The organism is Halobacillus amylolyticus, from assembly GCF_022921115.1.
GTDB lineage: Bacteria > Bacillota > Bacilli > Bacillales > Halobacillaceae > Halobacillus_A > Halobacillus_A amylolyticus.
This window is the reverse complement of the sequence record NZ_CP095075.1, coordinates 1941652-1955085: the sequence shown is the minus strand read 5'-3', so window position 1 is coordinate 1955085 and position 13434 is coordinate 1941652. Positions and strand designations below refer to the sequence as shown.

The 13434-nt window shown below is 40.8% G+C and carries 10 protein-coding genes and 2 pseudogenes; 7 read left to right on the top strand and 5 right to left on the bottom strand.

Going from position 1 to position 13434, the window contains the following annotated elements; translation table 11 throughout:
* Positions 1–52: 52 nt before the first annotated feature.
* The 4 genes from MUO15_RS10125 to MUO15_RS10110 form a co-directional block, all read right to left on the bottom strand.
* Positions 53–589, bottom strand: a complete 537-nt coding sequence (locus MUO15_RS10125) for an RDD family protein (protein ID WP_245035577.1) — start codon at positions 587–589, stop codon at positions 53–55.
* A 16-nt stretch (positions 590–605) separates the two neighbouring features.
* Complete coding sequence (gene sppA / locus MUO15_RS10120; RefSeq protein WP_245035575.1) at positions 606–1604, bottom strand: signal peptide peptidase SppA; 999 nt, start codon at positions 1602–1604, stop codon at positions 606–608.
* 245 nt (positions 1605–1849) lie between these two features.
* Positions 1850–3595, bottom strand: a complete 1746-nt coding sequence (locus MUO15_RS10115) for an alkaline phosphatase D family protein (protein WP_245035573.1) — start codon at positions 3593–3595, stop codon at positions 1850–1852.
* 503 nt (positions 3596–4098) lie between these two features.
* Entirely contained in the window at positions 4099–5088 is a 990-nt protein-coding gene (locus MUO15_RS10110) for a LacI family DNA-binding transcriptional regulator (protein ID WP_245035571.1), read from the bottom strand.
* 331 nt (positions 5089–5419) lie between these two features.
* Here MUO15_RS10110 and MUO15_RS10105 point away from each other — a divergent pair.
* From MUO15_RS10105 to MUO15_RS21950, 7 genes and pseudogenes are all read left to right on the top strand, one after another.
* Positions 5420–6699: pseudogene (locus MUO15_RS10105) on the top strand (ABC transporter substrate-binding protein).
* 112 nt (positions 6700–6811) lie between these two features.
* The gene (locus MUO15_RS10100) at positions 6812–7672 is read left to right on the top strand and encodes a carbohydrate ABC transporter permease (protein ID WP_245035570.1); all 861 of its coding nucleotides are present in this window, start codon (positions 6812–6814) and stop codon (positions 7670–7672) included.
* Entirely contained in the window at positions 7672–8496 is an 825-nt protein-coding gene (locus MUO15_RS10095; RefSeq protein WP_245035568.1) for a carbohydrate ABC transporter permease, read from the top strand. The genes MUO15_RS10100 and MUO15_RS10095 overlap by 1 nt, the downstream gene beginning before the upstream one ends.
* Positions 8497–8536: 40 nt before the next feature.
* The gene (locus MUO15_RS10090; protein ID WP_245035566.1) at positions 8537–10201 is read left to right on the top strand and encodes a glycoside hydrolase family 13 protein; all 1665 of its coding nucleotides are present in this window, start codon (positions 8537–8539) and stop codon (positions 10199–10201) included.
* A gap of 23 nt (positions 10202–10224) precedes the next feature.
* Positions 10225–10767: a glycoside hydrolase family 32 protein gene (locus MUO15_RS21960; protein WP_318036218.1), complete on the top strand. Its 543-nt coding sequence runs from the start codon at positions 10225–10227 to the stop codon at positions 10765–10767.
* A gap of 8 nt (positions 10768–10775) precedes the next feature.
* A pseudogene (locus MUO15_RS21955) lies at positions 10776–11171 on the top strand (glycoside hydrolase family 32 protein); the annotation flags it as partial.
* Positions 11148–11723, top strand: coding sequence for a GH32 C-terminal domain-containing protein (locus MUO15_RS21950; protein ID WP_318036229.1), 576 nt, complete (start codon positions 11148–11150; stop codon positions 11721–11723). The pseudogene MUO15_RS21955 and the gene MUO15_RS21950, both read left to right, overlap by 24 nt.
* 99 nt (positions 11724–11822) lie before the next feature.
* Here MUO15_RS21950 and MUO15_RS10080 read toward each other — a convergent pair whose 3' ends face one another.
* Positions 11823–13178: an FAD-dependent oxidoreductase gene (locus MUO15_RS10080; protein ID WP_245035564.1), complete on the bottom strand. Its 1356-nt coding sequence runs from the start codon at positions 13176–13178 to the stop codon at positions 11823–11825.
* Between the last annotated feature and the right edge of the window lie 256 nt (positions 13179–13434).

Sequence of the window (13434 nt, the reverse complement as noted above, 5' to 3'; positions counted from 1 at the left end):
ATACAAAACAAAGCCTGCTCCTTAACCAGGAAGCAGGCTTTGTTTATCTAGCTTATTCGGTCTCTTTTTCGATTGAATCATTAAGCCGCTTAAATTTATTTTTAATCACGGAAGTGTCAGCGAACAAGTCATGGATCCCCTGGTGGCGTTTCGTAAAGGCGACCACCAAGTAGGGTAAGCCGAAGAGCGCCATGCTGATGTATCTGCCAATACATTCACGAAAAATGACCTGCACGTTTGTGAGTGGTTTACTCGTCAACGATTCAACGGATAAGCCGAGGATCATCTTTCCGAGTGTCGCCCGAAAAAACTTTGTCATCAGGATAAAATAAAGGAAAAAGATGATGGATGTCATAATGTTCGAAGCACTGAACATGTTGATCCAGAGTTTAGCTTCCTCGAGATTGAATAAGTTGAGGAGCGGTCTTGTCACAATGGAATTCACTCCCCAAATGACAATCAGATCAATCAAATAGGCGACGAGACGGGTCCCGAATCCGGCATATAACACCCGTTGGATATCATTTTTTTGGCTTTTGAACATATTCATGACTGTCATGTCTGCTGTTTGTTGTTCGGTAGTCTCCATATTTTCCACCCCTCCTTTATTCGCTATACATATACATTAATGTTGGACCTTGGCGGTTACTGATCAGCTGTTCGATGAAGCGGATTTCACTGTTCGGCAGCAAACTTTTCGCCAGCGGCAGGCCGAAAAAGGACCCAATGCTATTATTCTTATATTCAATTACTTGTGGATCTCCGCCGATTTCTTCCTTCAAAGCACTCAATGCGTCATCCTTGAAGCCAATTTCGTCCACGAGGCCGTTCTCGACAGCTTGCTTCCCCGAATAAATGCGGCCATCTGCAAGGTCATAAACCTTGTCTTCCGGCATGTTGCGTCCTTCTGCAATGACATCGACAAACTCTTCATAGGATTCATCGACAAGAGATTGGATGATTTGGCGTTCTTCCTCTGACATTGGTTTCGTCGGGCTCATGATATCTTTGAACTCTCCGCTTTTAAATGTATTGAACTTCACACCAAAATTATTGGCTAATTCCTGGTAGTTGATACTTTGCATAATGACCCCGAGAGAACCTGTGAACGTTTCGTTTGAGGCGAAAATTCGATGTGCAGGTGCTGAGATGTAATAGCCTCCTGAAGCAGCCATTCCTCCCATGGAGACGTAAATTGTTTTGCCAGCGTCTTTGATTTCGAGCAATTGCTCGTGGATTTCGGCACTTTCATAGACGCCGCCACCTGGTGAATTCACGTAGAGGAGCACACCTTTGATGGTGTTATCTTCTTTAATGGTCTCAAGCCTTTCAATGAATTGCTCGTGTTGATAGCCCCCGCCCCCGAAAGGATTAGGGTTTGATCCCGGGTTGTTCATAATCGTACCTTCTAGGTTGATTTGAGCAATCCGCTTGGTAGCCGATCCTCTTTCGATGACTTTTTCTTCTAGCTTTTGGTTGCTTGGTAGCATCGATGCCGTGTTTTCAGAAAAACTTTTATTCATGAAAAAGCCGATACTTTGGAATGCAATCGCGATCAACAGTATGCTCGCGGCGATGATACTTGCAACAATACGTTTGTTCATATGTAATCCCCTTTCGATAATGGTGTACAATGACTAAATTGTACCTTATCAGGATATCTAGACCCGAACATTCTATTCATACGATTGGAATAGCGAAAGGTTTCGTTAAATATGAGTTAACATCACTTGGGCATAATGTTCGCCTTTCTTGAATAATGACCTTCTTCTGTTCAAAAAAAGAGTAGGCGAGTCCCCCCGTCTACTCTTTCCAAGTCTATTCTGCTTTTCATCTGGGTAATTGTATTTTAATTTGGTTGTCTTTCTTTTTTTAGTTGTTTTTTGTGTGCACGGTCATGGGCTTGATGACGATCATCTTCCACTTCATTGGACGATTGTTTACCTTGTGGAACTACCGTTGCAGATACCTCTTTCAATCCTGCTTGGTCCTTTTCATATACAAAGGATGCTCTTGTAGATATATCAGCGCCCGGGTTTGTGACAAAAGGAAGGACACGGTAGTCTGTTTTCCATTGTGTAGGGGTGACCTGGCAGCGAACATAACCGCGATAATCGTTAAAGAATTTGATGTGTTCATTCTGTGCTAGAATTCGGTCGGTATCAGCACGTTTATCAGCTCCATTTCCACCTGACGTAACGGAGGTTCCGACAAATTCAACTCCCAAAACACGAGATTTCAAATCATTAAAGTCTGCGAGCAAGTTGGACGCCCAGTTTGCATGGACATCACCAGTAAGCACGATCAAGTTATTTAATTTTTTACTATCTACAAAGTCTGTGATTCGCTGACGGGCCGGAGTGTACCCGTCCCAACCGTCCATACTGAATAATGGCTCTTCCTGACTTGGTCCATAGTTCCTTTTTGCAAAAAAGATTTGCTGTGCCATCACGTTCCAATTCGATTGGGAGTTGTTAAGCTTATCAAGCAACCAACTTTCTTGTTCTTCGCCTAGCAAGGTACGGGATGGATCTAACGACTCCGCTGTCTGTGAAGAACTTGTATCTCCATTCGCCTGGTCTGAGCGATATTGTCGAGTATCTAGTACAAAGAAATCCGCTAAGTCACCGTATGAAAAGCTGCGATATAACTGCATATCTGCACCATGAGGCATAGATGATTTACGGAGCGGCATATGTTCATAGTACGCTTGATAAGCAGCAACACGGCGCTTCACAAACTCCTCCACGGGCTGTCCTTTTTCCGGAACGGTATCAGCATAATTGTTTTCCACTTCATGATCATCCCAGGTCACTACCCATGGGAACGCTGCATGAGCAGATTGTAGATTCTCATCCGTTCGATATTGAGCATGACGATTACGGTAGTCTTCTAACGTCATAATTTCCGGGCCGATGTGGGTTCTGACATTTCCTGAACCGGAAATGTATTCATTCGGACCATATTCATATATGTAGTCCCCAAGATGGAAAACAAGATCGAGATCCTCTTTCGCCATATGTTTGTAGGCTGTGTAGTAGCCGTGTTCATATTGCTGGCAGGAGGCAAAAGCAAAGGTGAGGCTTGAGACATGGGAGCCATTCGCAGGCAGTGTCTTCGTTTTCCCGACTTGACTATATTCACCTCCGGCCTTGAAACGATAGAAATAGACGGTATCGGACTGCAATCTCTCGACTTCCACATGGATGGAGTGTGCTAATTCAGGTCTTGCTACTTCTGTTCCGCGCTGCACAATACGACGAAAATGTTCATCCTTTGCTAGTTCCCAATGCACCGGGATGTTTCGTGAAGGGGCTCCTCCTCCTTTGAGAGGTTCTGGGGCTAGTCTAGTCCATAGAACGACCCCATCAGGGAGGGGATCACCGGAAGCCACTCCAAGTGAGAACGGATAATCATTGAACTTGGCTTCTGCATCGACTTGAATTCCACCCATGGATTGAGCGATCACCATGCCGAGAGAAATGCCAGCAATTTTCCCTGCTCCTTGAAGAAATCCGCGCCTATCGATGTCTTTTTGTAAGGTTTCCTCATTTAGTTTTTGAATCAACCCATCCATTGATCTTTCCTTAGACATGTTATCTTGCTCCCTTCTGCATTCTTATTGTTTGAATCGATTCTTAGTATAGAATGTGTATATTAACGATCTGTTAAGGACTGTTAAGGGAGTGGCTTTATTGGTATATTAGTGAAATTTTTACTGAAAGGATGATAGAATCAATTATATTACTTATTATTCCATTTTAAGTGTTTATTAATGGAAATAAGATACATATATTCGACAAACTCGTTCATTAATCTTGGTCTTTCTTTCCTTGTTTTTTTTACAGTTGCTCAACGAAAACAAAATAATTTTTTTCTTCACGATGATCTAGTGTTACCGGTCATGGGGAACTAGCCATTAAAAGAGCCAGCAGAATTCCTTATAGGATTCTGCTGGCTCTTTTACTATCCAATTAAACGACGACGCTCACATGCGTCAATCGCAATAACCAATAATCATCTCACTACTTGCTTCCCACGCTAGTAGTCAGCGAAAAGCACACTCTGATCATCAGGGTATGCCATCAAGATCTACATTCATGTTGTTTCCCCTTTAATTAGTTGAACATCAAGAATGGTGTTTCTTTGGGTGTCAGAATTTTGGTTCTCAATCTGCTCAATCAATGAAGAGCAAAGTATCTTTCCGATAGCATCCAGCGGCTGTTTGATGGTAGTTAAAATAGGATACTGGAGCATTCTAGTAAAGCTATGATAGTCGTAACCGATAATCTTTAATTGGTCGGGCACCTTAATTTTTTTCCTTGCAGCATAGACATAAAGGGTGTAGGCCATAATATCATTACTACAAAATACACCATCATATTCCTCCAATAGGGGAGCAATTTCAGCTTCTATGAAATCCCAGTTATCTTGAAAGGTGGATTGTACATGAGCCCCTTCCACGTAATTCCATTCTATCCCTTGTTTCATGCATGTTAATTGAAAAGCATCATTTCTGCGGTTTGCTAACAACTCATATTTCAAAGGCCCAGAGATATGAAGTATATTTTTACATCCCTGATCAATTAAGTGTTGAGTAGCGATTTCCCCACCTTTGTAGTTATCGCTGGCTACATAGGGAATAGAGGAGGAGAGGATACGATCAAAAGATACAATCGGCATACCAACACTGCGGTATGCATCCACTTCTAAGGTGTGACTACACATAATGATCCCATCAACCCTATTTTGTCGAAGCATACTAATATAATTTGACTCTTTATCTTTTTCTTGTAACGAATTACAAATTAACAGCTTATAATTTCTTTCACTGGCGTATGACTCTATCCAATTAATCAATTCGGAAAAAAGAGGGTGTGCAAGATCGGGCACAATGACACCAATAACGTAGGATTGATTCTTAAGTAGTGCGCGTGCGATTTGATTCGGTTGGTAATCTAGTTGCTTCATAGCTTCTTCTACTTTAAGGCGAGTTTCCTTTCCTATATATCCTCTGTTATTCATTACTCTTGAAACGGTTGTTACCGAAACCCCTGAAAGTTTTGCAACATCTTTTATACTTACCATAGCTTGCCACTCTCCAATCCAATTTCACACTATACTTAGTCACTCTATTATTATACTTATTGTATTATATCATTTAATATCTGATCTTGTATGTCAAACGTTACCATGATTTGTTAGATTCCTTAAATACCTATTAATTAGGATTTTTATTTTGTATATCATGCTTAATTTAGTCATTAACTATGATTGTTATACTTGTTTATGAAAACGATTGACATAAATTATTTTTATTGTATAATAACTTTTGAAAGCACTTACAGAGAGTAAGAATGTAGAGTTTAATATTTTTTTGATTATTTATTTGAAAATTAAAATAAGGGGAGTGTATGAAATGAAGGGAAAACTTATGGTGTCTTTATTTGCTTCTAGTGTTCTATTAGCAGGATGTTCATTCTCATCAGGAGGCTCGGAGTCGGCTTCTGAAGGCCAGATAGACATAGAAATCTTTCAAGGAAAAGTAGAGTTTAACGACCAATTTGAAAACCTGGCTCAAAAATACGAAGAAGAAAATCCAGATGTAAACATCGAGATTACGAGTGTTGGTGGGGGTTCTGACTATGCTAGTGCACTAAAAACAAAATTCTCTTCTGGCGAGGAGCCGGAAATTTTTAGTATTGCTGGGCCTACTGAAGCCGCACAATACGAGAAGTATCTAGCCGACTTGTCTGATACAAAGGCAGCAGAAGCCGCTTTGGAAGGTACCTTAGAACCTGTAACTAAAAACGGTGAAGTTCATGGACTTCCATTTAATCAGGAAGGTTATGGATTCATTTATAATAAAGAGGTCTTCGAAGAAGCGGGAATTAATCCTGATGAAATTTTGACTTACGGAGATTTAGAACAGGCCGTTAAAGAACTGGATAGCCAAAAAGAAAAATTAGGCATCGAAGAGGTATTTGCGTTTCCTGCGAAAGAGAAATGGGTTCCTGGAAACCACTTATCCAATGTATATTTAGCACCAGAGTTTGATCAAAAAGTCTTAGAAGCGTTTAATTCAGAAACGGTAGAATTTAAAAAAGGTGACGAACTTAAAAGAATGGTAGATTTGCAGAACAAATACTCTATACAGCCGACTTTGAGCCTAGATTACTCACAACAAGTAGAAGAATACTTCTCCCTTGGAAAAGTAGCCATGATTCAACAAGGGAACTGGATTTACCCTTCTGTACACCAATTGGCTCCTGAATTTGCAGAAAACAATATAGGGATCATTCCAATTCCTGTGGAGGGATTTGAAGGTAAATTGCCTGTAGGTATTCCGAATTATTGGGCTGTAAATAATAATAGCGATGAAGAAGTTATTCAGGCCTCTAAGGACTTTTTAGATTGGATGAATACTTCTGAAACTGGAAAAGAAGCTGTGTTAAATGATTTCAAGTTTATACCTGCTTATGAAGGCTACGACACTTCAAAAATAGCTGATCCTCTTTCTAGGGAGATTTATGAGTATGCTTCAGAAGGAAATACCACTGGGTGGGTATTTCTTGGGTATCCCGTATCGTGGGGGATTATTTAGGAGTGAATATACAAAAATATATAAGTGAAAACATTACCTGGGATGAAGTGGAAGCTGACTCGCGTAAGGAGTGGAAAAAATTAAGGCAGGAATAAGTTGAAAGAAAGCTAACAAATCAGCACTAGCTACTGATTTGTTAGCTATATTTTTATAGTTTTGCTTGGTCATTCATTCCAGCAATTTTTCAGTTTAATAGGAGGATTTGACATGCACAATCGCAATATTTGGTTTTGGCTTTTTCTCACCCCGGTTATTCTCGGGTTGGGTCTTGTTGTTGTCATTCCATTCATCTACGGCTTCATCTTTTCCTTTACCGATTGGAATGGGCTGACGGCCACCAAGTTTTTAGGATTTGAACATTATATCAATCTATTTCAAGAAGACGAATTCATGAGCTCGATTTGGTTTACCGTTAAGTTTGCCGTTGTTACGGTCATTCTGCTAAATATCATGGGACTTGGACTTGCGCTACTCGTAACCCGCAATATTAAAACCAATAACTTACTTCGGACGGTATTCTTTATGCCGAACTTAATTGGCGGTTTGATCCTCGGCTTCATCTGGCAGTTTATTTTCGTCAGTGTGTTCGACGATATCGGTACCCTATTCGGGATTGAGAATTTGCAAGGCTGGCTTTCGACGACGAGTACAGGCTTTTGGGGCCTTGTTATTTTAACAGCCTGGCAGATGGCGGGATATATTATGATCATTTACATTGCTTACTTAGAAAATATTCCAAAGGACTTGATCGAAGCGGCAAAAATCGATGGGGCCAATGGATTGCAGCGGTTTAAGAGTATTACCTTCCCGCTTGTAGCCCCAGCCTTTACCGTCAGTATGTTCCTGACATTGTCGATGGCTTTCAAGATTTATGACCAAAACTTATCCCTGACCAATGGCGGGCCGTTCAACTCCACGCAGATGGTTGCGATGGAAATTGTTCGCACAGCCTTTTCAGACAATCAGATGGCCTATGCCCAAGCCAAAGCGGTGATTTTCTTCTTAATCGTTGCCGTTATTGCGCTGACCCAGGTGTACTACAACAAGAAACGGGAGGTTGAGATGTAATGAAGAAGAACAAAGAAAAACGGAATTTATTCTCAATCGAAATCCTCGGTATTGCCTTAGGGTTACTATGGATTGCGCCGTTCTATCTGATGCTTGTCAATGCGTTCAAAACGAAGCGGGAAATTTTTAGTGGTGTTTTAGGATTGCCTGAATCATTAGCGCTTGAAAACTTTAAGCAAGCTTTTATTGACTTGGAGTTTCTAAAGTCTTTATTCAACTCGGTGTTGATCACGGGACTGAGTATTGCCGTCATTATTCTCTTTTCTTCGATGGCTGGATACGCCTTGGCTCGTAACAAAAGTAAGCTTAGTGGCATCATCTTTTTCACCTTTGTAGCTGCGATGTTGATTCCCTTCCAATCGGTGATGATTCCGCTTGTATCGATTTTTGGTCAAGCGAATATGTTGAATGCGGGTGGGTTAGTTTTCATGTACCTTGGCTTTGGGTGCAGTTTATCGATCTTCCTTTACCATGGGGCGATGACAGGTGTTTCAAAAACGATGGACGAAGCGGCGATCATTGATGGGGCCAACCGTTTTCAATTGTTTTGGTATATCATTTTCCCTCTACTGAAACCAATTTCCGTGACGGTGGGGATCTTAAATACAATCTGGATCTGGAACGACTATCTGTTGCCTTCTCTTGTTCTTAGTGAAGCCAATGCAACGATTCCTTTGAAAATGTTTTATTTCTTCGGCCAGTATACGAAGCAGTGGCATTTGGCACTGGCAGGGCTGACGATCGCGATCATCCCAGTCATCATCGGTTATTTCTTTGCACAGAAGCAAATTATCAAAGGGGTTTCTGAAGGGGCTGTAAAATAAAGTTTAATCAATGTCTGAAAGAGAGCAAGGGGAGGAAAACATGAATAAAAAGTGGTGGAAGGAAGCTGTCGTTTATCAAGTTTATCCACGTAGTTTCAAAGATTCAAACGGGGACGGTATTGGTGATATCCAAGGTCTCATATCGAAGCTAGATTATTTAGCAGATTTAGGAATAGACGTCATTTGGCTTTGTCCCGTTTATAGTTCACCAAATGATGATAATGGTTACGATATTAGCAACTATAAAGCGATTATGGATGAGTTTGGAACTATGGCAGATTTTGATCAACTTTTAACTGAGGTACATAATCGGAACATGGGATTAATTATGGACTTAGTTGTCAACCACACATCTGATGAGCATCCTTGGTTCATCGAGTCAAGATCATCTAAAGATAATCCATATAGAGATTACTATATTTGGCATCCAGGGGAAGATGGGCAAGAGCCTAATAATTGGGCATCAATTTTTGAGGGATCTGCATGGGAATATGATCTCGATACAGATGAGTATTTCATGCACGTTTTTTCACGTAAACAACCTGACCTGAATTGGGAAAATCCAGATGTGCGCTACGATATATATGAAATGATTAATTGGTGGTTAGATAAGGGGATCGACGGTTTTCGTATCGATGCTATTTCTCATATTAAGAAGGTGCCTGGTTTTCCTGATGTTTCTAATCCGAAGAATAAGAAATTCGCTTCATCTTTTGAAGGCCATAGAAATAGGGAAGGTATTCACACTTTCTTAGAGGAGCTTAACAAGGAAACGTTTGATAAGTATGACATCATGACTGTTGGTGAAGCCAATGGGGTAAGTGTTGATGAGGCCGATAATTGGGTTGGTGAAGCTAACGGGAAGTTTAATATGATCTTCCAATTTGAGCATGTAGATCTATGGGGCAAAGATAGTAAGGGTTTAGATATCCATGCGTTGAAGGATGTTTTTACAAAATGGCAAACGGGCCTAGATGGTGTAGGTTGGAACGCATTGTTTCTAGAAAATCATGACTTGCCAAGAGCGGTTTCGGTTTGGGGAGATGATGTGGAGTACCATGATAAAGCAGCTAAGTGTCTTGCTACGCTTTACTTTTTAATGCAAGGTACACCTTTTATTTATCAGGGACAAGAAATTGGAATGACGAATGTGCAGTTCGCTTCCATAGAGGATTATGATGATGTTGCGATAAAGAATTTATATCACCATGAAATTGAGGCTGGTAAATCACATCGAGAAATTATGGAAGTGATTTGGCAAACAGGACGTGATAATTCTAGAACTCCTATGCAATGGACAGGGGAAAGGAATGCAGGGTTTACAGAAGGTGAACCGTGGATAGGAATAAATCCTAATCACAAGGAGATCAATGTGGAAAGGTCTATTCAGGACAATAAATCTATTTATCATTACTATAAAGAGCTTATCCAGATTCGAAAGAAACACCCTGTTCTAATTTATGGTCATTACCATATCATTTTGCCGGAACACGACCAAATCTATGCTTATACAAGAAGTTTAGAGGGGGAGTTGATGTTAATTGTAACGAATTTGTTCCCTAATGAAGCAGATTTTAAATGGCCGGAAGATTTCAAGAACAAATCTAAACAGTTGTACATGAGTAATTATGAAGCTGATTCAAATGAAGATATCAATCATATCGTATTGAAACCGTTTGAATCTAGAGTTTATAACGTAACCTAACTAAACATTTTTGAGGTGATTCTTTGATACACCAGCAACAAATTCAATTTGCTACCGATTCGATAAAAAATACACGAGTAAAAATTACTGAGGATCAGTGGAGATTAAATTATCATGTTACAGCACCTGCCTTCTGGATGAATGATCCGAATGGTTTCTGTATGTTTAATAACGAGTTTCATTTGTTTTATCAACATCACCCTTACTCGGCAGAATGGGGACCTATGCATTGGGGACATGTGAAGAGTAAAGATCTCGTTCATTGGGAGCACCTGCCGATTGCACTAGCACCTAGTGAATCCTATGATCAAGATGGATGTTTTTCAGGCAGCGCCATAGAGAAAGATGGAAGACTATATCTTTTTTATACGGGAAACAGGTGGACAGGGACCAATCCAGATACAGATCTAAAGCAAGTCCAATGTCTCGCCGTGAGTGAAGACGGAACCCTTTTTGAAAAAATGGCTGATAACCCTGTGATAGCAGATGCACCTTCAGGGATGTACATCCTTTTCATTTCCGTGATCCAAAAGTTTGGAAAAAAGAAGACTATTACTATAGTGTAGTCGGATCCCAAACGAATGACCGAGGTGGACAGGTATTACTCTATCGCTCAAAGGATCTAATTTCTTGGGAGTTTCTAAATGTAGCAGCTAAAGGAAAGGGTAATATGGGATACATGTGGGAATGTCCCGATCTTTTTCAACTGGACGGCTATGATGTATTAGTGATGTCTCCACAGGGCGTGATGCCTGAAGGGGATTTATATCACAATCTCCATCAATCTGTCTATGCTTTAGGAGATTTAGACGTAGACAAGGGCATATTTGATTTTAATCATTTTCAACCATTGGATTATGGATTTGATTTTTATGCCCCACAAACCACTTTTGATGATAAGGGAAATAGAATTTTGTTAGCTTGGATGGCCATGTGGGAAAGTGACATGCCAGAACAAGATGATTACTGGGCTGGTGCTATAACTATACCTAGGATTATTTCGATTGAAGATGGCCAATTAAAGAGTGTGCCTGTGCCAGAGTTAAAATCATTGAGGTGTGATCATATCTCATACGAAAATGTAGAAGTTGAGAGTGAGTGCACTTTCGAAGGTGTTGAGGGGACTAGCTTAGAACTAAATGTTGTCATAGATTCAAAAGATGCTTCTGCATTTGGCATGAGAGTTCGTTGTAATGAAAGTGAAACGGAAGAAACTAAACTCTTATATGATGTGAAACAGGAAGTATTTATTCTTGATAGAAACCATTCTGGAGCAGGACCAGGAGGGATAAGAAGAGCTCCCCTTTCTTTAAAGGATGGACGGCTCCACTTAAGGGTCTTTATTGATCAATCATCCCTCGAGGTCTTTTTACAGAACGGGGAAAAAGTGATGACTGCTCGTATTTACCCTGGTAAAAATTCAGAGGGAATCCAATTTTTTTCTGATGATAAAATAGAAATGGTTCAATTGGATAAATGGTCATTAAATCAGAGTATTGATGTGACTGAATTTAATAAGTGAAGTTACCAAACGGTGCCTGTTCCCTCGAAAGGATGCAGGCACCGCTTTTTTATATTGAATGAATCGTTCACTAGGCGCTTCAGGAGATCCCAATCCTCATCACACCAACTCAGGTTGTTTCACAGAAAGGTTTGCTTCCAAACCAGCTTTATTCAAAAAGTTCCATGGTTGATTAAAATGTGGTTGAAAGAAAAAGTCGACAAAGGCAAGTTCGTCGATTGTCATGCCGTGCTGGATACCGACCGAGATCGTGTTGATGGATTGGGTGACATCCGCTTTTGATAACACCTGAGCGCCAAGAATGCGTCTCGTGTCTGGGTCGAACGACACTTTTAATTTTACGTTTTCCGCTGTTGGCATAAAATTAGGGCGGTGGTTGTCTTCGATTGTGACGCTTTTCACATGAGTGCCCATAAGACAAGCAGACGTTTCGGTTAATCCAGTAGAGGCCATGTTCAAATCGTAAATGTGCAATCCTGAGGTGCCTTGTGTCCCGACGTTTGCTATCGTTGGTTCTATTAAATTGCGAGCGACGAGTGTTCCCATGCGGACAGCATTCGTTGCAAGAGGAATATAAGCATACCCTTCGGTTGGATTATACTTGACGGCACAACAGTCACCAGCAGCAAAAATCGCTGGATCACTCGTTTGCATGTAGTCATTAACTTTAATAGCTCCGTTATTTAGCATATCAACCTTCCCTTTTAGCAAACCGGTATTCGGGCGGAAGCCGACACACATGATGACAAGGTCAGTTTCATACTTGCCTTTATTGGTGATGACGCTTTTCACGGAACCATCCTGACCTTCGATGCGCTCAACCGTTTGCGACAGAGCAAGTTCGATGTTGCGTGTCCGGAAATCGGCTTCCACATCGTCCGTGAACTCGGGATCAAGATATTTGTTCAAAATTCGGTCGGCACCATCGATCAACGTGACGCGTTTGCCGCCTTTTTCGAAAGCTTCGACGAGTTCCACACCGATGTACCCGGCACCGACGACCGTCACATGTTCAGCCTGTTCTGCACGTTCGATGATCGTATTCGCCTGGTTATAATTCTTCGCAAACAATACGTTGTCGAGATTCATGCCTTCAATCGGTGGAGTAATGGCTTGAGAACCTGTTGTCATAACGAGCTTGTCATAGTGGTCTGTCACCGACTCTCCTGTAACTAAATTTGAAGCATGGATCAGCTGGCGATCGGTGTCGATTTCCTTGACGTCGTGCTGCATCTTCATTGTGATGCCAAGTTCTCTCATTTTTTCAGGGGAGGAGTAGAACAAGCCTTGAGGATCATTGACGACACCACCCACATATAAAGCCAGACCGCAAGATAAAAAAGATACGTTGTCGTTTCGTTCATATACGGTAATTGTTGATTCTGGATATAAGTTTGCGATATTGGTAGCTGCTGCTGTGCCAGCGTGTGTGCTACCTATGACTGCGATTTTCATGAGTTCATCCTCCTAATAATTTGTATTGTGAAACATTTCACATATTTAATTGTAACCTAAGTATAATCTGCTTCAGAGTTTAATACAAGTCCTTTGCTCAATGTTTCACAATTTAGTCAAAAGCTCTATCACAGGGCTAATTGTACCTCTTATTAAGGGTCTATTGGGAATCAAAAAGAATTCATATCATATTTAAAGGAACGAGCTATATATTAAATACAAGCATGATTATCCATGATTTTTCCAAAAGTGGAGG

Excerpts from the sequence above, each read along its gene's own strand:
- MUO15_RS10125 (WP_245035577.1), bottom strand. The coding sequence starts at position 589 with ATGGAGACTACCGAACAACAAACAGCAGACATGACAGTCATGAATATG.
- sppA (WP_245035575.1), bottom strand. The coding sequence starts at position 1,604 with ATGAACAAACGTATTGTTGCAAGTATCATCGCCGCGAGCATACTGTTG.
- MUO15_RS10115 (WP_245035573.1), bottom strand. The coding sequence starts at position 3,595 with ATGTCTAAGGAAAGATCAATGGATGGGTTGATTCAAAAACTAAATGAG.
- MUO15_RS10110 (WP_245035571.1), bottom strand. The coding sequence starts at position 5,088 with ATGGTAAGTATAAAAGATGTTGCAAAACTTTCAGGGGTTTCGGTAACA.
- MUO15_RS10100 (WP_245035570.1), top strand. The coding sequence starts at position 6,812 with ATGCACAATCGCAATATTTGGTTTTGGCTTTTTCTCACCCCGGTTATT.
- MUO15_RS10095 (WP_245035568.1), top strand. The coding sequence starts at position 7,672 with ATGAAGAAGAACAAAGAAAAACGGAATTTATTCTCAATCGAAATCCTC.
- MUO15_RS10090 (WP_245035566.1), top strand. The coding sequence starts at position 8,537 with ATGAATAAAAAGTGGTGGAAGGAAGCTGTCGTTTATCAAGTTTATCCA.
- MUO15_RS21950 (WP_318036229.1), top strand. The coding sequence starts at position 11,148 with ATGCCAGAACAAGATGATTACTGGGCTGGTGCTATAACTATACCTAGG.
- MUO15_RS10080 (WP_245035564.1), bottom strand. The coding sequence starts at position 13,178 with ATGAAAATCGCAGTCATAGGTAGCACACACGCTGGCACAGCAGCAGCT.